Genomic DNA, 26,272 nt, shown 5'->3' on the forward strand with positions numbered 1-26,272 from the left:
AAGTGGACTCGCGAAAGTCCACTCCTAAAATCAACTACATTATAACTTGCGTCGCGCTGTTTGTAAACAGCTACTTCAAAGAAAAAATCAAGTCACAAAGGACTTGATCTCGGGTTGGGCTGTTAAAAACAGTCTTGCGTACCTCGTAGCGGAATCGAACCGCTGATTCTGCCGTGAGAGGGCAGCGTCTTAACCGCTTGACCAACGAGGCTTAGTAGCTTTGTGTCAGCCGCTGTATCGCGGCGACTTGTTTATATTATCTCATAGTTTGAAATAATGCAAGCACTTTTTTAAATTTTTTTCAAAAAATTTTAAAAAAGTAGCCGTCACTGCCCTTTTTGCGCTGTATATATATGGAAAAAGCCGCATGGAAAGCGGTTTTCTCTTGAACACATCATCCTCTATCATGGTGAAAACGATTGATGCTGTATAACATCACAATCTACAAGAAATCTTAAGATTTTTCGTAGGTATTTCTTAAGATTTATATGATATCCTATCTAAGTCAGCAGGTTTTTCAACAACCATTCTTTGCTGAATTCATGGCTTATCGCCAAATCTATACAATTGAAAGGTGCATATGGGAAAGAAAGATATTGCAGAAAAGCATTTTGAAGAAATCAATAAAATCTTCGCAGACATTGTAAACGGAACATTATTTGGAGGAAATCAAACCATCAAAGAGGACGAACTAATCGACCTCCCACATAAATCACAGTATAAAGCTGATGACGGCAAGTTACACGAACAAGAACGTGATATTGTAAAACGATGGTCAAAAGAAAATGTCATATTTTCCATAATAGGAATTGAAAATCAGACCACAATAGATAAAGACATGGTCTTACGCGTGATCGGTTATGACGGAGCATCATACAGAAGCCAGCTTCTGGAAAAAAATCAATCCAAGCGATATCCGGTTATAACTATTGTGTTATACTATGGAAAAGAGGCATGGAATGCTCCCAGAAATCTCAAAGAAAGATTAGACATTCCAAAATGTCTTGATAAATATGTAAGTGATTATCATATCAATGTATTTGATATCTCTCACATGACCAATAACGAAATCAACACTTTGTTTCATAGCGATTTTAAAATACTTGCCAAATACATGAGTGGGATTACCGACACAGCTGATTATAATGAACAAATCGAGTTTCCTGATCCACTACTAAAAATAATATCTGTCTTAACAGGTAATAACCATTTTGAAATATTACGAGAACGCTTTCCAAAAGGAGGTACTACAATGAATTACTTACTTGATGATGCAATAAACAAAGGTCTGCTTGAAGGAAAAAATGAAGCCAACCGTCAAACAGCAATCAATCTTATAAAAAACGGAGTTTCTTTAGATACAATCATTGCTTCAATTCCGGATCTTCCAAAAGATGAAATTCAAAAGATTTTTGATAGCATCACCCAAAATGAAGCCAAATAATTTCAGGCACCATCCCTGAATTGTGGATGGTGCCTGTTTTCTGCTTATTTACTGAGTTCTGCAAGCAGCGTCTCATAATCCATATCGCCGCACAGCTCTTTGTAATCATACTTGCTGTATTTTGTGGTTATTTTTTTAATTTCTTTTTCGGACATTTTCTTGTCAGTATTGTTATGATATTCGACAAAGCAATCATCTCCATCGGACGCAGCAAGTTCTTCTTCAGAGGGATTTCCGTCACCGTCAAGATCTTTGAAATAGATATATTTTATATAATAATCCGTCGCAATCTCACCTTTATCGCGCTTTGACATAAATGAAGTGTAATGAACGTTATAATCGGAATTATCATTGATGAAAACATTTTTTCTTTCGGCATAGTAATATCCGGAATTAGCGCCTGCTCCATATGCCCAACCATCAATAAGCCTGTGAATATGGCCGTCTTCATATGCAAAAAGCGACACCCAATATCCGGGCCGTCCGATTACAAGTTCAGGAATATCGTCATCATCAGTATATGCAAGATCAAACTTATAGCCGTCATCTGCCACATGATAGATCTTTGCCATTTGAGCATATACCTCTTTATAGTTGTTATACACTCCGTTTTCATTGTCACCAAGAAGATATTTTTTTGCTTCTGCTATTGTTAGATTGCCTTTTAGCTCAGGTACATTTTCTTCATCCAGCTCTGCAATTCCACAGAAACCATTTGATTCATAATCATATTCATGCAAAATAATCTTTTTTCCGCAATATGAAATACACAAAACAGCAATATCCTGATAGCCGTCTGCGTTAAAATCAAAAAAGCCTATATCGTCAATAATTACCGGATATTGTGCATCATCAGATGCTTTGACATAATACCGAATGGTTGTAAGATATTTCCCATCTTTTACGATTTCTAATTCCGTCTCTTCAGGATCAACATTATATGTATAAAAACGCAGAGGACTGTCAAACTGTGTCAAATTCGCATCGAATGTTTTGTCTTTGACGCAAAGATCGTCCCACTGAATCTCATTTGATATCATTACAAGTTCATCATTTTCTTTAGTGAATTTCAAAACTCTGTCGGCGTCTTTTCCATAATGATCATCTGTAGCCATCTTGAATCTGATAGTATATACGTTTCCTTCTTTTTCTCCTGAAACACAACTGCAGTATTTTAGTTCCTTCCAACATACATTCATAAAATAATATGAATCATACTTCTCCAGATAGATCCAATGATTATAATCGTCTCCCCATGTATCCAGATCATCTTTATCGGGAGCATACTCATATCCTGCATGTTTTTTCGTGAAATTCATCATATCAGTCTTTCTAATAACTATAAAAGTGTCAATATCGTAAAGACAATCTTGATGTGTTGCCTCCAGATAGGCTTCTTTCTCGTCCTCACTTATATTTTCTACATTTATTCCTGCACCGTTTTGAAAAACATCATCCCACTCAATATCCTTGGGGCTGTTAAATCCGTCATCTAAAAAACCGCTATATTCACAAGTCCAGAACAACTGAGCAAATTCAGCCAGTTCTTCATTTGTCAAAGCGTTTTCCACAACCTCGCTTTGGGCTTCGGATGCCGAATCAACTTCAGATCCGCTTTCCACCGCAGCTGTAGACTGCGCATCCCCGTTCGATGACTTGGCACATCCTGCAAGCAGAAATGCCAGCGCAGCTAACGCAAATATTTTTTTCTTCATTGATTGTCCTTTCGTTGCCCATTACCTAACCCAAAGCATATTATACATAGGTGCAGGCATTTGAACTGTGAAATGTTTGTGTAGTTTGCACCGGCGCCAGGCTGACGGCATACAGCTGTATCTGCTGATGTTCGGCTGTGCGCGGATTTTATTAATTTCAAAAAGCCCGAAAATGCTTCCTTTCGACGTTGCTCATAGAAGTCAGCATTTTCGAGCTTTTTTCTATCCTTTCATTAGATCAAAGATACTAATCTGATTGGAGTCGGGAATATCGCCAAGGAGCCCCATATCTGCCATCTTGTCGATAACCGCCTGAGGGCACTTTGTTCTTTGTTTGAAGTCGTCCTTTGAAAGGAACGGACCGTCTTTGGCAGCTTCGACGATCTGGTCGGCAGCTTTTTCACCCATTCCGTCTATGCTGTTAAGCGCAGGCATGATCTTATCTCCTATAACCTGAAATTCTCTGGACTTAGCCTTAAAGATGTCGATTGGAAGGAACTCGATTCCTCTCTCGTACATCTCTTCAACAAGTCTCATATCGCCGTACTCAGCCTGCTGTGCATTTGAAAGCTCATCTTTCCTGTTTTTGTAGTCATTCATAACGGCATGAAGGTGGTTCTCGCCCTGGCACATATGCTCATAGTTGAACGCCTTAGCTCTTATACTGAACCACGCAGCATAGAATGCCTGCGGAACATAAACCTTGAAGTATGCGATTCTCCACGCCATCATAACGTATGCGGCCGCATGAGCCTTCGGGAACATGTACTTGATCTTTTTACAGGACCAAATATACCAATCGGGCACTCCCGCAGCGATCATGGCTTCTTCCATCTCCGGCTTAAGTCCTTTTCCTTTACGCACGGACTCCATGGTCTTGAAGGAAAGAGACTTATCCATACCCTTCTGAATGAGATAGATCATGATATCGTCTCGACAACAGATACAGGTATCGATCGTAGCCTTACCCTCCTGAATAAGAGTCTGGGCATTGCCAAGCCAAACGTCCGTACCGTGTGAAAGTCCCGAAATCCTTATAAGGTGAGACAATGATGTAGGCTTGGCGTCGATAACCATCTGCATGGCAAAGTCTGTACCGAACTCGGGAAGTCCGAGGCATCCGAGCTTCGTTCCGCCCAGCTGCTCAGGCGTAACACCGAGAGCAGTCGTATTCATAAACAGACTCATTACGTTTTTATCATCCAAAGGAACGAGCTTGGGATCGAGTCCCGTGCAATCCTGCAAAAATCTTATCATCGTAGGATCATCGTGTCCCAGAATATCGAGCTTAAGCAGGTTGTGATCAATCGAGTGATAGTCGTAATGTGTCGTGATTGTCGCGGTTGTCATATCGTTTGCAGGGTGCTGCACAGGACAGAATGAATTGATATCCTCTCCCACCGGCAAAACGATGATTCCTCCGGGATGCTGACCGGTACCTCTTCTGATACCCGTACATCCCTGAACTATTCTGTTTATCTCACATTTTCTTTTACTCGAACCGATGCCGTCATAATATTTCTTTACGAAACCGTATGCCGTCTTATCCGCAAGAGACGCGATGGTTCCCGCTCTGAAAGTCTGTCCGTAGCCGAAAATAACCTCGGTATATTTATGAGCCTTGGACTGATACTCACCCGAGAAGTTAAGGTCGATATCAGGCTCCTTGTCTCCCTTAAATCCAAGGAATGTCTCAAACGGGATATCAAATCCGTCCTTGTACAAAAGAGCTCCGCACTTCGGGCACCTCTTATCAGGCATGTCACATCCGGAATTACCGCCGTATTTAAGCACTTCTTCCGAATCAAAATCACTGTATTTGCACTTAGGACACACATAGTGCGGACTAAGCGAATTAACTTCCGTAATTCCCGAAGTAAAGGCAACGAAAGAAGATCCTACAGATCCACGCGATCCAACGAGGTATCCGTCCTCATTAGACTTCCAAACAAGCTTCTGCGCAATGATATACATAACCGCGAAACCGTTCTTGATAATTGAATTAAGCTCTCTTTCAAGACGTTCCTGAACTATCTCGGGAAGATTGTCTCCGTATATCTCATGTGCCTTGTCATAACAGATCTTGGTAAGAATCTCATCACTATTTTCAATAACAGGCGCGCACTTATCGGGTCTTACGGGCGATATGCTGTCACACATATCAAGGATCATCCTGGTGTTGTCTATTACAATCTCTTTTGCCTTATCACCGCCAAGATAATCAAACTCAGCCATCATCTCATCGGTCGTTCTGAGGAAAAGAGGTGATTCTTCCTCATCATTCATTCCCTTTCCGGCCATGATGATAGTCCTGTATATCTCATCCTCGGGATTTAAAAAGTGCGCATCACAAGTGGCGACAACAGGCTTATTAAACTGCTCTCCGAGCCTAACTATCTCTTTATTTATATTCTTGATATCTTCTTCACTGTTTATATCTTCATATCTCTCGGAGTCAATCATAAAGCGGTTGTTCGCAACAGGCTGAATCTCGAGATAATCATAGAAATCAACAAGTCTAGCTATTTCTTCAGGCGGCCTTCCTTCTACAACCGCTCCGTAGAGTTCACCCGCACAGCAGGCGCTTCCGACAATGAGTCCTTCCCTGTGCTTTATAAGTTCGCTCTTTGGAACAAGAGGAAATCTCCTGAAATAATCAACATGAGACTCACTTACAAGAGTATACAGATTAACTCTTCCAAGCGTATTCTTCGCCAAAATAATGCAGTGATTCGGGCGAAGGTGTCTTATCATCTCTTTTGTAGGCTTTCCGAGTATATTTACATCCGTAAGCGTTTCAGCCTTCTGCTCTTTAAGCATAGGCACGAATTTATTAAATATAAGCGCCGTACACTCGGCATCATCAACCGCCCTGTGATGGTGCTCAAGAACAACTCCAAGAGTCTTTGCGACCGCATCAAGCGTATGCTTTGCCTGAAGAGGGAAAAAGTATCTTGAAAGCCACAGCGTATCAACTGTCGTATAGTCAACATCAATACCAAGCTCTTTACAGTTCTGATTTATGAAACTGATATCAAATCCGACATTGTGTCCGACAAGAACCGCATCCTTACAAAACTCAACAAAACGCGGTATTATAACCTCCCTTGTCGGCGCATCAATAACCATATCATCCGTGATACTTGTAAGCTTGGTGATCCTGTACGGAATCGGAACCTCAGGATTTATGAACTCGGAAAATCTCTCAAGTATCTCTCCGTTTCTTACCTTAACGGCACCGATCTCGATTATCTTATTCTTAATAGGCGAAAAACCTGTCGTCTCAATATCAAATACAACAAAGGTCGTATCTTCGATAGGCTGTCCCTTGTCATTTACAACTATTTCCTTAAGGTCGTCGACAACATAAGCCTCCACACCCAGTATCAGTTTAAAAAAATCCTGCCTCTCAATGGGAGGCTCTCCTGCTTCTTTTCTTCTTTTCTTTTCCGCAGAATAAAGATCTTCCCAGACGTGATTAGCATCGGTGAGTGCCTGCACAACGCCGTGATCTGTGATGGCAATTCCGGGCATACCCCATTTATAAGCCTGCTTTACAATGTCCTTAACTTCGGAAACACCGTCCATATCGCTCATCTTGGTATGGCAGTGAAGCTCAACTCGCTTTACATCCGCTCTGTCGACACGCTTACTTGTAAAGTCAGGGATTTTCTTAACTCCGGCAACCGACTGAATAGAAAGCTCATGATCGAACTTATCAACCGCAGCAATACCCTTGATCTTAAGGAACGCTCCCATCTTGATATCTTTTGTGATCTCGGGAACATCCTCGGTCCTTACGAACATCTTTACCGTAATCGAATCCGTAAAGTCAGTTATGTCAAAGATAAGAATACTCTTTTCATTCCTGATATCTCTCTTATCAAAAAGAATTACTTTGCCGTGAACGCAGACTTCTCCGAGCTCTCCGACGAGATCCGAGAGCTTCATAGTCTCATCGTCAAAGTCCCTTCCGAATATAACATCAGGATTATCCGACCTCTTGAAGCTTCCTCCAAAATCTCTTTTTCCGCCCCATTTTCCTTTTGAAGCGCCGCCTTCTTTTCCAAAGGCTTTTCCGGCAGGTTTCTCCGGAGCAGTTTTCTTCTCCGCAGCTGCTGTCTTTGCAGCTTCCTGTTCTTCCTTCTGCTTTTTCTTTTCTTCCGACCTCTGTTCAGCGTCCTCAAGCTTTTTGGCCATCTTAGCCGACTCTGCGGAATAATCTGGCTCCTCTGTATTTTTTACAACCTCGATAAATTCAGGAGTTATCGATGCGGTAAGGCCGCACCTTTCATTGATTATCTTTGAAAGAACCCTAACGAGATCCGGCGCTTTTTTCTGCCCGACAACGCTGTCCTCAAGCTGAATTACGATATTGCCGTCCTCGGGATAAAGAAACTGTGCAGAACGAAAAAGACTATACTCCATATGGTCATAGTCCTTTAGTTCAAGCTCAATACTATCTTTGTATATATCAATAAGATTCTTGGGCGTATATTGCGCCGAGAGGGAGAATTTCTCGTAAATCTTGACCGTAAGATCCTGATTTCCAAAAAACTGCTTTTTTATCCCCGTCTCAGCCTTTATAACATCCGCTTTATCAATAAGATTGTTGCTTGATATATATATTCTTATAAAATCCTGCTTTCTTGTTGTAGAGACTTTTTCAACCACAGTCTGTTCCATGATCTCTTTAGTCTTTGCATCAAGCTTAAGCGTAGGAAAAACCTCAAAAAAACTTTTTGACATCTACTCCCTCACACGGAATACTCCGGTTCCCCAAAACTTCTTTCTACAGCACGTCCGATCCTAAAAAGCTTATTTCCAGTTATCAAGCTCCTCTTTAAGAACGGCAAGAAGCTCATCTTCTTTAACTTTCTTAATGATCTCGCCCTTTTTAATAAGGAGTCCTTCTCCTATGCCGCCGGCAATTCCTATATCGGCTTCCTTGGCTTCGCCGGGGCCGTTTACGGGACATCCCATAACAGCGACCTTGATATTAAGATCAGGATAGTTCTGAACGAGCGTCTCTGTCTGATTTGCAAGTGAGATAAGATCTATCTTGGTTCTTCCGCATGTAGGGCATGAAATAACTTCTATTCCGCCCTCTCTTATGCCAAGAGTCCTAAGGATTGCTTTTGCAGTCTTGATTTCTTCAACAGGGTTACCCGAAAGAGACACTCTTATCGTATCTCCGATTCCTTTATTAAGAATTATTCCAAGTCCAACCGATGACTTGATATTTCCGCCCCACAAAGTTCCCGCTTCAGTGATGCCGACATGCAAAGGATATCTGCATCTCTCAGCAAGAAGTTCATGTGCCTTTACACAAAGCATAACATTTGATGACTTGATACTTACGACCATATTGTCGTATCCGAGTTCTTCGATTATACCTATCTTATCAAGAGCACTCTCAACAAGTCCCTCTGCCGTTACACCGTTATATTTTTCTACAAGATCTTTTTCCAGAGAACCGCTGTTAACACCGACTCTTATGGGAATATTTCTCTCTTTTGCACATGATACCACTGCTGCGATACGGTCTTTGGAGCCGATATTTCCGGGATTGATCCTTATCTTATCGGCGCCGTTTTCCATAGCGGCTATAGCCATCTTGTAATCAAAATGGATGTCCGCAACAAGAGGAATTGAAATCTGTTTCTTTATCTCTTTAACAGCTTCCGCAGCTTCCTGAGTCGGAACAGTGCATCTGATGATATCGCAACCTGCAGCTTCAAGCTCGTGTATCTGCGCAACCGTCGCTTTGACATCCTCTGTTCTTGTATTTGTCATAGACTGAATGAGAATAGGATTGCCTCCTCCTATCACTCTGTCGCCTATCTTTATGACTTTAGTATTATCTCTGTATGCCATAATAATTCTCCCAATAATCAATCATTACCTTGTAAATTTGGTAATATCGTTAACTAAAACAAATACCATAAGCGCTATAAGAAGCATCATTCCAACCATGTGCACAACGCCCTCTTTTTCAGGCGGTACAGGCTTTCCGAATATCACTTCTATAAACTGGAATACAAGTCTTCCGCCGTCAAGCGCAGGGAAAGGAAGAAGGTTCATGATTCCCAGATTCACAGACAGAAGAACCGTAAGCGACAGCATTACAACAATAACCGCCGATGCGCCGTATGGCTTAACTTCTTCATAGGTATCATCAACAATCTTGACCATACCTACAGGCCCCGAAACATCATCCTTCGAAAGTTTGCCCTGAACCAAAAGAGCAAGACTTCTGTAAGTTGCTATAAAATTATATCTAACAGTGTACCATGCATATTTAAGAGACTCGGGACCTTTAACATCCTTGTACTCACCAAGATACACCCCCATGTAATAGCGCTTGTTCTCTTCGCTGAACTTAGGTGTGAGCACAGTCTTCTTAACTTCACCGTTTCTTTCATAAACAATATCCATCGGTGAGCCTTCGGCAAACTGGGAAATAAGCATTATCTCGGATGACATATATACCTTCTCGCCATCTATGCTTATGATCGTATCTCCGGCTTCCATTCCCGCTTCCTGAGCCGCAGAATCCTCGGTAAGCGCCTTTATTGTAGGCATATCCCAGGGAGATAAGTTCACAAGGGCAACCGCCAGAATATAAGCGATTATAAAGTTTGCAAACGGTCCTCCAAACAAAGTTGCAATCCTGCGCCACACAGGTGCACGCAAAAATGAATGTTCATCATACCCTTCTTTTTCTTCTTCAACAGGATCCATCCCGTCAAAAACGCAAGCTCCTCCTATCGGGAGAAGTTTAATGCTGTAAAGAGTATCTCCTTTTTGTTTCTTCCAGATTGTCGGTCCCATTCCGACAAAAAATTCATTTACACGAATTCCACCGGACTTAGCTATTATAAAATGTCCGAATTCGTGTGATGTAACCAAAACTCCAAATATTATAAAAAAGATCACTATACTGGCTATCATTATTTTTCCTCAAATTCCATATTTTGTGCCAAGAAACTCATAAACTTCCTTCTCGGTATCAAGTATTGCAGACACATCGGGATTTTCTATCTTGTTATGATGTGTCATCGCTTCTTCTATCATATCGAATATCTCAAGATATCTGATATCACCCTTCAAAAATCTTCTGACCGCCATCTCATTTGCCGCATTAAATACAGTAGGCATGCTGCCTCCCGCATATGCCGAGTCAAATGCAAGCTTAAGACCTCTAAAGGTATCAGTATCGGGCTTTTCAAAAGTAAGACTTCCAAGTTCAAAAAGATCCAACCTCTTCTCTGCCATAGGACGTCTGTCCGGGTAAAAAAGAGCATACTGAATCGGAAGTTTCATATCAGGTACTCCGAGCTGCGCAATAACAGCACCGTCAACATACTGAACAGCACTGTGAACTATGCTCTGGGGATGAACCAGAACTTCGATATTATCAAGGCTCACATCAAAGAGCCATCTTGCTTCCATAACTTCAAGTCCCTTATTTACAAGAGATGATGAATCTATCGTAACTTTTGGGCCCATATCCCAATTGGGATGTTTAAGCGCATCAGCCGCTGTCATAGCAGCGAGTTCTTCCCTCTTCTTTCCTCTGAAAGGGCCACCGCTTGCGGTAAGAAGGATTTTCTCAACCTTATCTTTGGGCTGTCCCACAAGGGACTGGAAAATAGCACTGTGCTCACTATCAACGGGAAGAATCTGTACATTCTTCTCCTTAGCAAGAGGCATGATAATATGTCCCGCGCAAACAAGAGTCTCCTTGTTCGCAAGAGCTATGTCCTTTCCGCTTTCAATCGCCTTTATAGTAGGTCTTATTCCGATCATTCCGACAACCGCAGTAAGAACGGTATCTGCTTCGGGAACAGAGACCATCTCAAGAAGTCCGTCCATTCCGGACATAACCTTTATACCGGTATCGGCTATTTTCTCCTGAAGCTCTTTTGCCGCTTCCTGATCAAACATACAAACATATTTGGGATTAAACTCCCTGACCTGCTGCTCAACTTCATTAACTCTCTTGTTTGCCGCAAGTCCCACAACTTTAAGCTCATCTTTATTATTTCTGACAACATCAAGTGTCTGTGTTCCAATGGATCCCGTAGATCCAAGTAATACTATACTACGCATCTTTTCTCTCTTTTTATACTCCTATATAACTTAAAAAGGAAAAGAGCCGCCGATCTAACTGCCTGCGACTCTCTAATGCCTTGCCTTATAACAAACGGTATAACACCGCAGCCAAAAAATATACACATGGTATCACAAAAATAACACTGTCAAAACGATCCATGATACCACCGTGTCCCGGAATAACATTTCCGTAATCTTTGATATTGTGGTCTCTCTTAATCCCCGATGCAAGAAGGTCTCCCAGTTGTCCGATAATACTTCCCACAAAAGTAATAATTATCATAACAACGAGGAATTTAATGTCATGTATTTTTTGAATATATACAACATATCCAATTATAAATCCCACTATTACCGAGCCGAGTACACCACCTACCGCGCCTTCGATTGTTTTCTTCGGTGAAAGAACAGGTGCGAGCTTGTGTTTGCCAAATGCTCTTCCCGTAAAATAAGCGCATGTATCGCTTACCCATGCAATAAAAGGCACCCATGCAAAAATCCATCCATAATCGGGACGAATCCTTAACAGGAATACAAAAGACATGTTGACCGGCGCGTATACAAAACTAAAAAAAGCCGACATTGCCTTTGTAGATGTAAACCTTGGAAATGTCAGAACATAACATGCCATTATCAGGAAAAAGGCAAACATCAATGAAAAAATATAATACCTGTAATCTCTTAACACTATCATCTGAAGATAATGTACTACTATCGATATATATCCGCAAACTTCAAGCGGATTATATTTTTTTTCGGAGTCATGGACTCCGGTAGCTTTCGTAAGCTCATTATAACTGACAAGTGAAACGGCAAAAAGCACGCCTGCCAGAAAATATCCCCCCGAAATCAGAACCGCCGCAAGCCCAATAGCTATCACGATTCCGCTAATCACTCTCGTTTTCAATGCTCTATCCCCGCTTATTCAATCTGATCCTGCTTGAGACCTCCGAATTTACGGTTTCTGTTCCCATATGCTTCTACTGCCTTTTCAAGTTCGGCCTTATTAAAATCAGGCCAAGCGACAGGCGTAAAATAGAACTCCGTATAAGCAAGCTGCCACAATAAATAGTTTGATACTCTCTGCTCATTGCAGGTTCTGATCAAAAGATCGGGATCCGGCATATATTCAGTATCAAGATTTGAAGCTATCATATCTTCTGTAATCTCTGAAGGATCAAGTTCTCCATTTTTTACCTTGTCCGCAAGTTTAACGACGGATCTTCTGATCTCGTCTCTGCTTCCGTAATTGATGGCAATGGTGAAAGTAAGTCCTGTATTTCCCGCAGTCGTCTCCTCAAGGTTTTCAATAGCCTCAATGATATCCTTTGCAAGAGCACTTCTGTCGCCGATAACACGACATCTTACATTGTTCTTCATTGCTTTCTTTATACTTGTTTTAAGGTAATTACGTAAAATCGTCATGAGAGCAGAAACTTCTGCCTCAGGACGACTCCAGTTTTCTGTTGAAAAAGCATAAACCGTAAGATATTTGATGCCCATATCTCTGGCATCTACCAAAATATCCTCAACAGCTTTTGCCCCCCGCACATGTCCGGCATTTCTGGGAAGTCCCTTTGCCTTTGCCCATCTTCCGTTTCCGTCAAGAATTATCGCTACATGTGCAGGTATATTTTTATTTTCTTCCATAATACAATTTCCCACTTATCGGAAATCAAACAGTCATGACTTCCTTGTTCTTCTCTTCTACAGCTGCATCAATATCCTTAATGAACTTATCTGTTACCTTCTGAAGTTCATCATTAAGATCGTTGATCTCATCCTCGGATACGTCAGAGCCCTTAAGCTTCTTAAGTGCATCATTACCGTCACGTCTTACATTTCTGACTGCAACCTTTGCATCTTCACCCTTCTTGCGGATATCTTTTGCAAGCTGTTTTCTTCTTTCCTCAGTAAGCTCGGGGAAAACAAGTCTGATAACGGCACCGTCGTTGCTTGGAGTAATACCCAGATCCGATGTCATTATTGCTTTCTCGATATCCTTGATAAGTGTCTTATCCCAGGGTGCAATCTGAATAATACGTGCTTCCGGAACAGAAACGTTACCAACCTGCTGAAGAGGTGTGGGTGTTCCGTAATAATCAACCTTTATCTTATCAAGCACATGTGGATTGGCTCTTCCTGCACGGATAGAAGCCAGATCTTCCTTGAGAAAATCATAAGACTTCTGCATCTTGTCGTTGTATTCTTTAATTCTTTCGTTCATAAATATGCCTCCGTTATTTCAGTACCCAAAACGTCAAACAGTAACAGTCGTGCCGTTAAAGTTGCCGTTGGCGGCGTTTACAATGCTTTTTTCCTCTTGAAGAGCAAATACTCTCATAGGAATCTTGTTATCTCTTACCATTATTGAAGCTGTCATATCAACAACCTGCAAGTTCTTGGCAATAACTTCGTCGATAGAAACCTCAGTATATTTCTTTGCATCGGGATTTGTGGCAGGATCGCTGTCATATACACCGTCAATGGCTTTTGCAAGCAAGATGCAATCAGCCTCTACCTCTATTGCGCGAAGAGCAACTCCCGTATCTGTTGAGAAATAAGGATGTCCCGTACCTCCCGCAAAAAATACAACCATTCCCTTAGCAAAATACTTATTAGCTCTGTCTTTGGAAAAGAGCTTGGTAAATGAGCCGCACTCAAAAGGAGTAAGTATATTTGTCATCATTCCTTCACTTCTGAAAATCTCAGAAACATAGATGCAGTTCATTATGGTTGCAAGCATTCCTATCTGATCCGCTTTTACACGGTCGATATTTTCGCTGGTTCTTCCTCTCCAGAAATTACCGCCTCCGATAACAATTCCAACCTCGGTTCCTTTCTCGGTAAGTTCTTTAACCTGAAGAGCAACCTTTCTGACAGTTTCCTCGTCAAATCCTGTCTTCTTGTCACCTGCGAGTGCTTCACCACTTAGTTTTAATAATATTCTCATAATCTCTCCAAATACTTATACTACTTATCTGTTTTTAAGTCCCTCGAAGAACTCTGAAGGATTTACATCAGCATATGCCTGTGAGCACATACCTTCAATAACAGCACCGTTATTGATCTGCACTGACTGAGACTTGATATTACCCATAACGATGGCTGTTGTATCAAGAACAACAGGTCCATGCACGTCGATATCACCCTTTACAGCTCCTGCGATAACTGCGCTTGAACCAAAGATGTTTCCTACGATAACAGTGCTCTGTCCAACCTTTACACTGCCTTTACTCTTAACCTCACCTGTGATTCTTGCCGACTCGGCATAAATCTCTGCCGCATCCGAATCACCTACGATCTCACCTGTAACATTGAGTTTGCCGAGGCACTTAACATTACCGTTGATCTTACCGATAAGATCAAGAGATCCTGTTGTCTGCAAATCTCCTGTAAGTATCATTCCTTCTGTAATGCTGGCAGTTTCATCTGTAGGTGTCTGCTGATCAAATTCCATAGTTTCTTCTCCCCCGTTAATAGTATTTTTATCTGTAGCATTGCTCTCTGCAATGTACTCATCGATATTAGAATCATTAATAGCCTCAAGCGCGCTCATCGGCTCACCCTCTTTTACCTCTGACGCCGTCTGTGCTTCGATAAGCTGTTCAAGCGCACGCTCTTCACTTATCTCTTCAGTCTGTTCCTCAGAAGCCCCTTCATTTAAATTTTCTTTATCGGAAGTTTCAACATTGAAATTCTCTTCTTCAGTCTCTGCTCCCGTATTTTCAGAATTATCAAGAGTCTGCTCCGACTCTTCAGATAAACTCTCTTCCTCGTTCACCACATCATCAAGCTTGATTTCATCAAGACGATCAAGCATACTGTCAAGATCCACGTCTTGAGCTCTGACAGTTTCCCCATCAACACTTTCCTTATCAAGAACCCTTGTCTCATCGGCCTTATCATCAGGCATGAGTGTGTTAACTGCTTGGGATAAATCGCTCTTTAGCTCAGAAAAAAATCCCATTGTTTCTCCTCCGTTCACTTTTTCTTGTTAATACTTTTATTTGATATGTTGAACCGGTAACGTATTATCTGTTATCGGAACTATCACGGTATCATCCATAGCCTTGATATCTCTTATGATATCAGGCAAAGCGTCAACGGTACTACGCTTGTCTGCAGCGTCATGCATTAACACGATGCAGTGTTTAAATTTGGGAACATTATCTACTATATTAGCATAAATCGACTCTTTGGTGTTGCCCGCTTTGTCATCTTTCGCAGAAATATTCCAGTCATAGAAAGTTGCGTCGGTTCCTTCCAAAAAGTCCTCAAGCTCCTTGATGTCAACCTTGCTGACAGCATTGGAACTTCCTCCGGGAAATCTGTAATACTTGGCCCAGACACCCGTAGTCTGGTATAAAAATATTCTTAGTTTGTCAAAATCCTCTTTAAATGAATCCAGGGATGAGTAAATCTCAGCATATTTGTGGCTGTAGGAATGCATCCCCAGCGTATGTCCTTCATCGACTATCCTCTTATAAGCATCGACATACTTGGCATCGGGTTTCCCGCACACAAAAAAAGTGGCCTTTACATCATTCTCTTTTAAAATATCCAATATCTCTTCGGTATAAATACTCGGACCGTCATCGAAAGTAAGATATACATATCTCGTACCCTCGATATCCTCGGGATTAAGAGCTCCGCTGGTATCGACATCGGAATAATCCTGCTCAAATCCACCCGCCTCGGCATCCGGAACGTTATCTGTTTCCGCTTCCGTATCCGGTTGCACGGCAGAAAGAATCGAAAGTTCGCTTCCATACCTCTGTCTGTACCATTCAAGATCCGCAGTGCTCTGCTTATACTTGGCATTTAACCTGTCATACCTCACGGAAAGAATAACACAGATACATGTGGGAATAAGACACGCCGCTACAACGGTTATCACAATGCCCCTGCGAAGACGCTTTATCTTTTTACTATATACTTTATTCTTACGACTCCTATCCAACATCCGTGTGTGTCTCTTTCATACCGTAAATGTATAACCAGTGAATAGTATAGCATATAAACGCCGCGGCAAAAAGAGAAAAATAAGAGCCTTCCAACAGATGAAAGGCTCTTTGCTATCATATTTTATTAAATTCTTCGGCAATGGCATCAAGAAATTCTTCGCTTCCAAGTTTAACAGGATTTGGAAGAGATGTTATAAGAGCAAGATCTCCCGTCATACGTCCTGATTCGATAACGGAAAGCGTTGCCTTCTCCATCTTATCAGCCCAGGCCATAAGCTCTGAAATGCCGTCAAGTTCTCCTCTCTTACGAAGAGCACCTGTCCATGCAAAAATAGTTGCTACAGGGTTTGTTGATGTAGGCTCACCCTTTAAATACTTGTAATAATGTCTCTGAACCGTTCCATGAGCAGCCTCATATTCATAAACACCTGTAGGTGATACAAGAACAGATGTCATCATTGCAAGTGATCCGAATGCAGATGAAACCATATCACTCATAACGTCTCCGTCGTAGTTCTTGCATGCCCAGATAAATCCGCCCTTTGACTTCATAACACGGGCAACCGCATCATCTATAAGTGTGTAGAAATATGTAATGCCGGCCTTTTCAAAGTCAGCCTTAAACTCCTTTTCAAAGATCTCATCAAAAATTTCTCTGAATCTTCTGTCATAGGTCTTACTGATGGTATCTTTTGTTCCGAGCCAAAGTTCTTTCTTCTCTGCAAGCGCATACTTAAAGCAGGCTCTTGCAAAGCTTCTGATTGAGGCATCCTTGTTGTGAATACCCTGAATGATTCCGGGCTCGTCGAACTCATGGATGGTCTCTCTTATCTCTTTTCCGTCGGCACCAGTAAATACAAGTTCTGCCTTACCTGCACCGGGAACTCTGATCTCAACATTCTTGTAAACATCACCGTATGCATGTCTTGCAAGTGTGATAGGCTGCTCCCATGTTCTTACGTTTGGCTCGATTCCCTTAACCATGATGGGTGTACGGAAAACGGTTCCGTCAAGAATGGCTCTGATTGTTCCGTTAGGGCTCTTCCACATCTTCTTGAGCTTGTACTCAGTCATTCTCTCATTATTGGGAGTAATTGTAGCGCACTTAACGGCAACACCGTACTTAAGTGTTGCATTTGCACTGTCAACCGTTACCCGGTCGTCAGTCTCATCTCTATATTCAAGTCCAAGATCGTAATACTCGCTCTTAAGATCGATATAAGGAAGAATGAGCTTATCCTTTATCATCTTCCATAAAACTCTGGTCATCTCATCGCCGTCCATCTCAACGATGGGGGTAGTCATCTGTATTTTTGCCATATTCGCCTTTCCTTTCAAATTATTTTTATTCAAACATTTCAAGAAGTCCCTTGTCCACCATATTTTCATATGCGTTGATCATATGCTGGTTTGCAAGTTCCTCCGCTTTATCCGGATTGTTCTCCTTGATGGCTTCCATTATATATTTGTGCTCAACATTGGAAACCGCACCTCTGCTGCTTGAAAGAGTCTTCTGTCTGACTCTCCATACATACTGGTGGTAATCCTTAAGAAGATGCTCAAGCATCTTTGAATTGCATGCTTCATATAAAATATTGTGGAAACGGTTATCAAGTTCCGCCATCTGCTCCATATGGCCTCTTGCGGCATGGAACTCGGCAAGATATATGTTCTCTTCCATTTCCTCAAGTTGCTCTTTTGAGATATTTTCGCAGGCCCATCTTGCGCAGAGTCCTTCAAGCTTTGATCTTATCATATAAATATCTTTTATGTCTTTAACCTTTATTCCGGTGACATAAGCGCCCCTGTTGGGGATAATCTGAATAAGACCTTCAAGTTCAAGCTGTCTGAACGCCTCTCTTACCGGAGTTCTGCTGACTCCAAGTTCCTGACCGATGGCGACTTCTTTGAGCTCCTCGTGATCCTTATATTTGCCATTTAAGATATCTTCACGGATTCTATGAAAAACTCTTCCTCTCAGGGAATATTTGTCTGTAACTTCATGTTTTAAGTCTTGATTTTCCATATTTTCCCTCATCATTTAGAGATTTCGATAACTTCTCCATCTCTGATCTCAATGCCAAGTTCGGCACTAACCTTCTCTATCTCTCTTACAAGCTCATCGTCCGTCATAACGGTTACTCTTCCGCCTGCGTATTCGCCGTCAACCCATGCTTTTATCTTGGTAACAATAGGTGAATTCTTGGAAAGAGCGTGTTCTTCCTTGAGTTTGTAATGTACATTCATCCAATGTGCGATGCCCGCAAGGCCGGATGTATTGGAAACAGCACTTACAGGAGGTCTGTTAAGGAACTTATCCGTATCGAAGATATTGTAAATTTCCTCATTTTTAAGAAGACCGTCCGCATGGATACCTGCCCTTGTCACATTGAAATTCTTTCCAACAAAAGGTGTATTTGCGGGAACCGTAAATCCTATTTCTTTCTCATAATACTCGGCAAGTTCGGTAATAACCTGAGTATTCATGCCGTTAAGCGTTCCCTTGAGCTGTGCGTACTCAAATACCATAGCTTCAAGAGGCGTATTACCTGTTCTCTCACCGATTCCGAAAAGAGAAGTATTGACTGAAGAACAGCCATAAAGCCACGCTGTCGTTGAATTGGTAACAGCTTTATAGAAATCGTTGTGTCCGTGCCACTCGATAAGTTCACACGGAACACCTGCGTTTGTATTTATCGCATAAATTATGCCCTGTACACTTCTGGGAATAACCGCACCGGAGAAGTTAACTCCGTATCCCATTGTATCACATGCACGGATCTTAACGGGGATTCCGTATTCTTCCTTGAGCTTCATAAGCTCTACGCAGAACGGAACAACAAATCCGTAAATATCTGCTCTTGTGATATCTTCAAGATGGCATCTGGGGCTGATTCCCGCCTCAAGACAGGATCTTATTACACTGAGATAATGATCGAGTGCCTGTCTCCTTGTCATCTTAAGTTTTAAGAAAATGTGATAATCCGAGCAGGAAACGAGAATACCTGTTTCCTTCATTCCCATCTCTTTTACAAGTTTGAAATCTTCTTCACTAGCTCTGATCCAGCTGGTAACTTCAGGGAATTTGTAACCTCTTTCCATACACTTATATGCCGCATCGCGGTCGCTCTTACTGTATAAAAAGAACTCACTCTGTCTGATCATGCCGTTCGGGCCGCCAAGCTCATGAAGCTTGTCATATATGGTAACGATCTGCTCAGTTGTATACGGAGCTCTTGACTGCTGTCCGTCACGGAATGTAGTATCCGTTATCCATATGTCCTTAGGCATATTATGGGGAACAATCCTGTCATTAAAAGGAATCTTCGGAATTTCCTCATAAGGAAACATATTTCTGAAAACGTTTGGCTTCTCCACGTCATCAAGAATATACATATGCTCCTCGATCTGGAGCAGGTTATTCTTGTCATTCATGGTCACCGGTCTGTTCTGAAATGCACTTGTATCGTTCATAGTAAAGTAAACCTCTCTCATATGTACAATAGCTAACCTCGTATAATTGTATACAATCATACGAGGTGTGTCAAGGCGCGTATCTCAACAAAAAACCCTTAGCTGCAGTAGCCAAGGGTATTGTTTTAAACCTTTACAGATATTAGATTTTTTTCAACTCTTATCAGCAGTAAATCTGGCAAGAACGCATAGTCTCAAGAGCCGCAAGATGCTTTTCTACAGTAACGCCTGCGCAGCAATCCTTATCTACACTGATCTTAAGCTCAGGCATGTTTGCCTTAAGTAAAAGAGCATTAGAAACAACGCATATGTCTGTGCAAAGTCCGATAAGCTCAACTTCAATCTCTTCTTTTTCATATATATCTTTGATGGCCTTTGCAAGTTCTACAGAGCCGAATGTAGGCTTATTAATGAATGTAGCGCCTTCCACTTCTGCGGCAACGGTCTTATCAAGTTCCCATCCTTCTGTATTTTCAACACAGTGAACCACGGGAAGATTCTTTCCCTCCTGAGTGTCCATGTAGTTCTCCTGATGAGTGTCTCTTGTTACAAAGATATCTTTTTTATCATATTTCCTTATTTTCTCAACAACAGCAGGAACAATGGCAACCGCCTCCTTTGTTCCAAGTGCTCCATCAACAAAATCTTTTTGCATGTCAACAACAACGAGTATTTTTCTCATATTTCTTTTCCTCTTTCCTTAATTACTTTCGTATGCCAAAAAAGAACTAAATCAGACTTTTTCGGCTCTTGCGGTAGCGATGATATCGCTTCCGGTCCCCGCGATATTTTTTATTATAACATCTCCGATCGAAACAGGGGCATTAACACAACTTTTATTAATCTCATCCATAACGGCAAAAATCTTATCCTTTGGAATATCGCTTTTTGTCTTAACGGAAACTCTGCTCTTGTCGCTTCCGGTAACCTTAACGGTGCTTGTAACTATCCTTGTGGGATTTACAACTTCTTTCCTCGCATAAATATCGCCTTTTGGACAGGTATTCCCGGATACCGATATAACCTCTCCGTTTTCAATAGTAACCGAAAGCAAGCATCCATTCGGACAACCTATACATGTAAGTTCTCTGTTCTCCATAGTCATAGCCTCCGTGTTCTTTGAATGAATAAAATTATCTGTCCAATCAGAAACGCCTCCCTGCATTTATTATACAAGGAAGCGTCAATAGAAAAAAGTAATCTTATATTCAAAATTTTAATCCGTCTGCATGTCTTTGAGCTTGTTTGCCTGCATGAATATTTCACCGAGGATTCCTTTAAACTCATCAAATTTCTCTACAGCATCATCCGAAGATTTAACACCCTGATTGGAAAGAGAAGCAACTTCTTCACTGGTTGCGGACAGATTAGAGATGGAATCGTTGATCTCAGTGGTAGAGGCCGCGATTGATTTCATTCCTTCGCCAATTTCTTTAAATCTTGAAAGCATCTCTGTTACGTTTACATTGATGCTATCGAAGTTTTCTCCGACTGTCCCTATCATTTCGTTTTGCTCGGCAACACTTTTTACCGTATCGTCAATACTTGCCATTGCTTTCTGCACATCTTCCACAAGCTCGGTGATAATGCCTTTTATCTCGTTTGAGGCCGTATTTGTCTCTTCAGCGAGTTCACGAACATCATTTGCAACAACCGCAAATCCTTTACCGGCATCTCCCGCTCTTGCCGCTTCTATGCTCGCATTAAGCGCAAGCAGGTTTGTTTGCTTCGAAATAGACATGATGGATCCGACGATTTTTTGCACTTCCTGAACCTTGTTGATAACTGCCTGAGTGGCTTCAACTGTGATCTTACTTGCATTTTCTACATTGGCTGATTTTTCTTTTAACTCGGAAATGACCTGTACGCCCTCCTTAACAGTCTTCTGTGTGCTCTCGGACGCTTCCGTCATCTCTTTTCTGTGCATTTCTGTAGTCTCGGTTTCTTCCTGAATCTGCTGAACTTTCTGCGCCTGTGTGGTCACGGACTGTGCCGTACTCTCCATACTGCTTGCAATATCCTGCATTCCCGCATGCTGGGCATCCATGATATTCTGAAGATCAACCATATCGCCTTGTGATTTATTAAAAAGCTCCGTGATCGCATTTGCGATTTCTGCCATTGAATTACCTGTTTCAAGAGTTTTTTCGGCATTCTTGGTAATCTTGGCATTGTTTTCTTCATTGAACATTGTAAGAAGAGTAACCGTGCATAAGCATGCGATAAATGCAAGTCCCAACGTGATTGCTGCAGGAATCAGCTCAAGATTGAACTTGCCTGTTACCACGGTATTTTTTATACATGTGATAATAAAAGAAACTATTATTGCACTAATTCCGAATTTACAAAGACGGACATTCAAATAAATAATACTGCAGATAAGTATCGGAAGGCCGAACGCAAAGTATATCAGCGACTCCTCCGCGATCAGTATCACAAAATAAAATATGGTCGCTCCGCCCATTATCATTATGGAGCCCTTCTTTTCATAAGGATACTTAAAATTTCCCAACGCACATATTCCCGCGCAAAAGAAGGCATCGATGATAATTGATATTCTGCCTATGGTCGCCCCGTATTGAAACAAAGAAAAAACTGTGAGCAAAAGTCCGCTCAATATGATGATGATTGTTACGTAAAAACTGTTATTATTGGCTCTCTTATACTGTTCTGAATTCATAAAAACATCCCTTTCACATACAATCTCATTGTTTTTAACACACTAAAATTGTATCATGAAAGGGATTTGGATAACGTTATTGCGAATATTAAATTATTATAAAAAGAACTTATGCATCACACCTGATGCTATCATGTTTCCGCGGCGCTTACCACTTCCACAATTTTCTTGTTTGAATTTTTTACGATAAACAATCCGACTGCCACCGCAGCAACTCCCACAATTCCAAAGACAGGATTATTGAGCGATTGAGCCATCTGCTCTGTCGCATATTTTGTCAAAATAATCGAGACAAAGTTTATTGTAAAATGTGCAAACATTGAAGGGAATATGCTTCCGCCATAGTATGTCAAAAGGCACAATATCGCTCCCAAAGCTCCTGTTGTAAAGAACTTAATGAGATCCATATGGAACAATCCGAATAATACAGACACGATAAGAACCGAATAAACAGGTTTTAATTTATCTTTTAATGCGCTAAACAATACTCCTCTAAAAAACATTTCTTCCGCTATTGCCGGTGTAAGAGCCACACAAACGGTTACAAGAATAACATTTTGCGAATAGAATTTCATAAATGTATCGACAAGCCTTTCATTCACCGTTATTCCTGTCACCTTCATAATAGCATCTCCAAGAATCGACGCTATTAAGAATCCGCCGATTCCGGTAAGAACTCCTCCCACCAAACTAAGAGGACTACACTTGTTAAAGGAATATACCTTCTTAAGGTCTTTCTTTGCATATACAAAAAACGCAACAGGTATTCCGACCAGTATCAGAAACTGACTTAAAGGCATTCCCACAAGTTCATACTTTGCTTGAATCAATGCCCCGAGCAAGAAATATATCAATATAACAACAGGAAATATAAAGCACAGATCACCGATTGTAACAGGCATACCTTTCTTTATGTTACTTCTCTTTTCAAAAAGAGAAATTGCATTTTTCCCATCTCCAAACAAAAGATTCTCGCTGTTATAAGCTTTTGAAAGAAACAGTATCGCCAATACCGAATACAGTACCATACTGCATAAAACCAATAGAAACATTGAATAATCAAGTTTAAAATTAAGTGCATCTCTAATCAAAACCGATACATTGAGTACCGGAACAATCGCAATATATTGATTAAGTTCAACGGTAGGTGACATCGAACCATAACCAAGAAACATCAGTACGATCATTACGGGCGACATATAACTGTTCGCTTCCTTGTATGACTTGGCAAAACATGTAAAGCACATGAAAATTGCGCTCATAAACAATGCAGTTACGATTATAACGGGAAACGTAATCAGCATTGCCGAAATAAAAGAAGAAAACTCAATATTGAATCCGCCCATCATTCCTGCTATTTTTGACTGTTCAATAAAAATAATGAAAACAGCGGACATAGACAATATATTAAGAATTGCCGTAACCACTCCGCACATTGCCGCCGTAAGAGTTTTTGACAAAACTATATACTTACCCGAAACAGGCAGCATCAAAAGCGTCTCAAGCGTTCCTCTCTCTTTTTCTCCGGCAGTCAGATCTATACTTGGATGCATAACACTTATAAGTATTGATAGAATGATCATCATGGGCAAGATCATTCCCATGAGCATCCCCGCCATCTGCTCATCACTCGACAGTCCGCTCTTCTCAAAAGAAATCGGATTCAAAAAGCTGTTTGTATCAAGCCCTGCATTCTCTACATTTTTTTGGACAATATCATCCGAAATGCTGTCCACGGCTTTTCTCACCTTATCCATAGCATCCGATGACTCATTTACGGATTCCATGTAAAAAGCCTTAACGTCCATTTTTTCATCTATATCGGTTATCTCGATATATGCATCAAATTCTTTATCATCGATCTTATTTTTGCATTCCTCTTCACTTATCTTTTTATCTGAAATTTCATAATTTATGCTGTAAAGCTGTTCTTCACTTCCGTCTTCTTCATTTTTCTCTACAGCATTTTCCTTTAACACATTTTCAAGATTCTCTGCATCAAATCTTGAACTCTCATTATATACGACAATGTCGTATACTCTATCATTATTTCCGTCAACCATGCTTGCTATCGCCATAGAAACAACCATGATAAGCGGATAAACGATCACAGGAACAAACACCATCATCATAATCGCTTTTTTATCTCTGAGAACATCACATACTTCTTTTAAAAACAGTGTCTTAATAATCTTCCACTTATTATTCATTAGCCGCACTCTCCATCTTGTTTTCTATAAGCTTTCTAAACACTTCTCTTAAATTCTGTGATCCGGTATCTTTCTTCAAATTATCGAAAGAATCATTACATACTATTTTTCCTTCGTTTATCATAACAATCCTGTCGCACAGATACTCGGCTTCTTCCATGTAATGCGTTGAATATATAACTGTTTTTCCCTTCTCTTTTTCCGCCTTCATAAAATCAATGATCGCGGAGGAACTGAGGATATCAAGTCCAAGCGTAGGCTCGTCAAATATATATATTTCAGGATCATGGATAAGGCACCTTGAAATGGACGCTCTCTGCATCTGGCCCGTGGAAAGCTTGTCGATTCTGTTGTCCGCAAACTTCTCCATTCCCAAAACATTTATTATCTCTTCCGTTCGCCTGTCTATAGCTTCATCTTCCATACCATAGACACGCCCGTAAAACTTTAGAATCTCTCTTGCCGAAAATCTACCGTAAAGCTTTGTATTGGCAGACAAATAACCGATATGTCTTTTAAGATTTTCACCACGGACTGTCTCTCCGTCGCCCGCAATAACAGACACCTCACCTTCCGTCGGAGCCATAAGTCCCGCAAGCATCCTTAAAAGCGTAGTTTTTCCCGCACCGTTAGGTCCAAGAAGCCCCACTATTTCTCCTTTCTCCGCTTCAAAAGAGATATCGTCAACCGCATTAAATTCAATCTTCCTGTTTTTTTGAACTGTTTTGGTAAAAGTTTTTACAAGATTTTTTGCTCTGATCATATTTGCCCCTTTTCTTCAAGAATGTAATTTTTTAAGCAGCGGCATTATCCTCAACTGCACTTGTACCTTCACGCTTTGCAATAGCTTTGATGATAAGTCTTGTAAGGAAAAAAGAACCTATAGACAAAATTCCCGTCACAACAAGAGTTATGATCATCTGTTTACTGTCCGCCCTTGCACTCTCCGCAACCTCTGCAAAGTCTTTTCCCTGACTCTTGTAATAAATATTTTGAAAATAGAGTATAATACCGCCAAAAGAATTAATAACAACATGCATGATCATAGATGTATAAATACTTCCGCTTGCCCTGTTCACATAAGCAAAAACAACTCCCAACAACCATGCATAGCAAAACTGGTTAAGATTAAGATGAAACACTCCAAACCAAAAGCCTGACAGAATTGCCGCAGCGGTAAACGGAACCAGCTTCTTTAATCTGTTATGGAAAAAGCCTCTGAGTAAAATCTCTTCGCATACAGGAGCCAAAAGAGCTATTGCGATCATATAAAGCACCGGCGTATTTCCAACCAGGTCATCAGTAGCCTGCGCCATTGTATTATTGACAAAAAGCTGCGAAAAAACATTTGTAAACATGACCATAGGATAAGAAACTACAGTAAGAAGAATTGTTAAAAAGACCGTACTTGTCTTAATCTTATTAAATCCGCACTCCTTCCATAAATTATCGCCCTTCTTGCGCACATATAAGAATGCGATCGCGATCATCGGAATATAAAGTGCCAACGAATAGAATATAAACGGAACAGTTATACCTGCATATGATAAATATGCCGCAACTATCCCAACACCTATGTTCAGACCGTATCCTACGACCATCATGATAACCAATATCCCTATCAGTTTAAATACTTCTTTCTTGTTAACTGTTTTGTTTGTCAT

Annotated in this window: 21 protein-coding genes and 1 tRNA gene; 1 reads left to right on the top strand and 21 read right to left on the bottom strand. The window is 41.0% G+C overall.

All coding sequences use genetic code 11. From position 1 onward, the window contains the following. Positions 1–139: 139 nt before the first annotated feature. Positions 140–211: transfer RNA gene (locus BLP87_RS00655), tRNA-Glu, on the bottom strand. A 369-nt stretch (positions 212–580) separates the two neighbouring features. Here BLP87_RS00655 and BLP87_RS00660 point away from each other — a divergent pair. Next, a complete protein-coding gene (locus BLP87_RS00660; protein ID WP_051198925.1) occupies positions 581–1,444 on the top strand; it encodes an Rpn family recombination-promoting nuclease/putative transposase in 864 nt (287 codons plus the stop codon). 44 nt (positions 1,445–1,488) lie between these two features. On the opposite strand, the gene BLP87_RS00665 is transcribed toward BLP87_RS00660, so the two are convergent. The 20 genes from BLP87_RS00665 to BLP87_RS00760 form a co-directional block, all read right to left on the bottom strand. Continuing rightward, complete coding sequence (locus tag BLP87_RS00665; protein ID WP_074461003.1) at positions 1,489–3,159, bottom strand: hypothetical protein; 1,671 nt, start codon at positions 3,157–3,159, stop codon at positions 1,489–1,491. A 222-nt stretch (positions 3,160–3,381) separates the two neighbouring features. Further along, a complete protein-coding gene (locus BLP87_RS00670; protein ID WP_074461004.1) occupies positions 3,382–7,908 on the bottom strand; it encodes a PolC-type DNA polymerase III in 4,527 nt (1,508 codons plus the stop codon). Between the two features lie 69 nt (positions 7,909–7,977). Beyond that, positions 7,978–9,036 carry a flavodoxin-dependent (E)-4-hydroxy-3-methylbut-2-enyl-diphosphate synthase gene (gene ispG / locus BLP87_RS00675; protein ID WP_074461005.1) on the bottom strand — a complete coding sequence of 353 codons (1,059 nt, stop codon included), beginning with the start codon at positions 9,034–9,036 and terminating at the stop codon, positions 7,978–7,980. A 24-nt stretch (positions 9,037–9,060) separates the two neighbouring features. Beyond that, positions 9,061–10,113 (bottom strand): RIP metalloprotease RseP, encoded by a 1,053-nt coding sequence (gene rseP / locus BLP87_RS00680; RefSeq protein ID WP_074461006.1) that lies wholly within the window; start codon positions 10,111–10,113, stop codon positions 9,061–9,063. A gap of 9 nt (positions 10,114–10,122) precedes the next feature. Further along, on the bottom strand, positions 10,123–11,274 hold the full coding sequence (locus tag BLP87_RS00685) for a 1-deoxy-D-xylulose-5-phosphate reductoisomerase (protein ID WP_074461007.1): 1,152 nt from the start codon (positions 11,272–11,274) through the stop codon (positions 10,123–10,125). Between the two features lie 85 nt (positions 11,275–11,359). Beyond that, positions 11,360–12,184, bottom strand: coding sequence for a phosphatidate cytidylyltransferase (locus BLP87_RS00690; protein WP_074461008.1), 825 nt, complete (start codon positions 12,182–12,184; stop codon positions 11,360–11,362). Positions 12,185–12,198: 14 nt separating this feature from the next. After that, complete coding sequence (locus BLP87_RS00695) at positions 12,199–12,927, bottom strand: isoprenyl transferase (RefSeq protein WP_026666603.1); 729 nt, start codon at positions 12,925–12,927, stop codon at positions 12,199–12,201. Positions 12,928–12,952: 25 nt separating this feature from the next. Continuing rightward, complete coding sequence (gene frr, locus BLP87_RS00700) at positions 12,953–13,504, bottom strand: ribosome recycling factor (protein ID WP_026666602.1); 552 nt, start codon at positions 13,502–13,504, stop codon at positions 12,953–12,955. Positions 13,505–13,537: 33 nt separating this feature from the next. Further along, entirely contained in the window at positions 13,538–14,230 is a 693-nt protein-coding gene (gene pyrH / locus BLP87_RS00705) for a UMP kinase (protein WP_034468240.1), read from the bottom strand. 24 nt (positions 14,231–14,254) lie between these two features. Next, positions 14,255–15,247, bottom strand: coding sequence for a polymer-forming cytoskeletal protein (locus tag BLP87_RS00710; RefSeq protein ID WP_026666600.1), 993 nt, complete (start codon positions 15,245–15,247; stop codon positions 14,255–14,257). Positions 15,248–15,283: 36 nt separating this feature from the next. After that, positions 15,284–16,243, bottom strand: a complete 960-nt coding sequence (locus tag BLP87_RS00715) for a polysaccharide deacetylase family protein (protein WP_074461009.1) — start codon at positions 16,241–16,243, stop codon at positions 15,284–15,286. Positions 16,244–16,358: 115 nt separating this feature from the next. Further along, on the bottom strand, positions 16,359–17,564 hold the full coding sequence (locus tag BLP87_RS00720) for an NADP-dependent isocitrate dehydrogenase (protein ID WP_074461010.1): 1,206 nt from the start codon (positions 17,562–17,564) through the stop codon (positions 16,359–16,361). A gap of 25 nt (positions 17,565–17,589) precedes the next feature. Then, entirely contained in the window at positions 17,590–18,270 is a 681-nt protein-coding gene (locus BLP87_RS00725; RefSeq protein ID WP_074461164.1) for a GntR family transcriptional regulator, read from the bottom strand. Positions 18,271–18,281: 11 nt separating this feature from the next. Then, complete coding sequence (locus BLP87_RS00730; RefSeq protein WP_074461011.1) at positions 18,282–19,718, bottom strand: 2-isopropylmalate synthase; 1,437 nt, start codon at positions 19,716–19,718, stop codon at positions 18,282–18,284. A 163-nt stretch (positions 19,719–19,881) separates the two neighbouring features. Then, the gene (locus BLP87_RS00735; RefSeq protein ID WP_026666595.1) at positions 19,882–20,400 is read right to left on the bottom strand and encodes a cysteine hydrolase family protein; all 519 of its coding nucleotides are present in this window, start codon (positions 20,398–20,400) and stop codon (positions 19,882–19,884) included. A gap of 51 nt (positions 20,401–20,451) precedes the next feature. Further along, positions 20,452–20,817: a DUF1667 domain-containing protein gene (locus tag BLP87_RS00740; protein ID WP_074461012.1), complete on the bottom strand. Its 366-nt coding sequence runs from the start codon at positions 20,815–20,817 to the stop codon at positions 20,452–20,454. A 117-nt stretch (positions 20,818–20,934) separates the two neighbouring features. Then, positions 20,935–22,398 carry a methyl-accepting chemotaxis protein gene (locus tag BLP87_RS00745; protein WP_074461013.1) on the bottom strand — a complete coding sequence of 488 codons (1,464 nt, stop codon included), beginning with the start codon at positions 22,396–22,398 and terminating at the stop codon, positions 20,935–20,937. 131 nt (positions 22,399–22,529) lie between these two features. After that, positions 22,530–24,608, bottom strand: coding sequence for an ABC transporter permease subunit/CPBP intramembrane protease (locus BLP87_RS00750; protein WP_026666592.1), 2,079 nt, complete (start codon positions 24,606–24,608; stop codon positions 22,530–22,532). Beyond that, positions 24,601–25,371 (bottom strand): ABC transporter ATP-binding protein, encoded by a 771-nt coding sequence (locus BLP87_RS00755; RefSeq protein WP_026666591.1) that lies wholly within the window; start codon positions 25,369–25,371, stop codon positions 24,601–24,603. The genes BLP87_RS00750 and BLP87_RS00755 overlap by 8 nt, the downstream gene beginning before the upstream one ends. A gap of 31 nt (positions 25,372–25,402) precedes the next feature. Further along, complete coding sequence (locus BLP87_RS00760) at positions 25,403–26,272, bottom strand: CPBP family intramembrane glutamic endopeptidase (RefSeq protein WP_026666590.1); 870 nt, start codon at positions 26,270–26,272, stop codon at positions 25,403–25,405.

This window comes from Butyrivibrio hungatei, from assembly GCF_900101605.1.
Lineage (GTDB): Bacteria > Bacillota > Clostridia > Lachnospirales > Lachnospiraceae > Butyrivibrio > Butyrivibrio hungatei_B.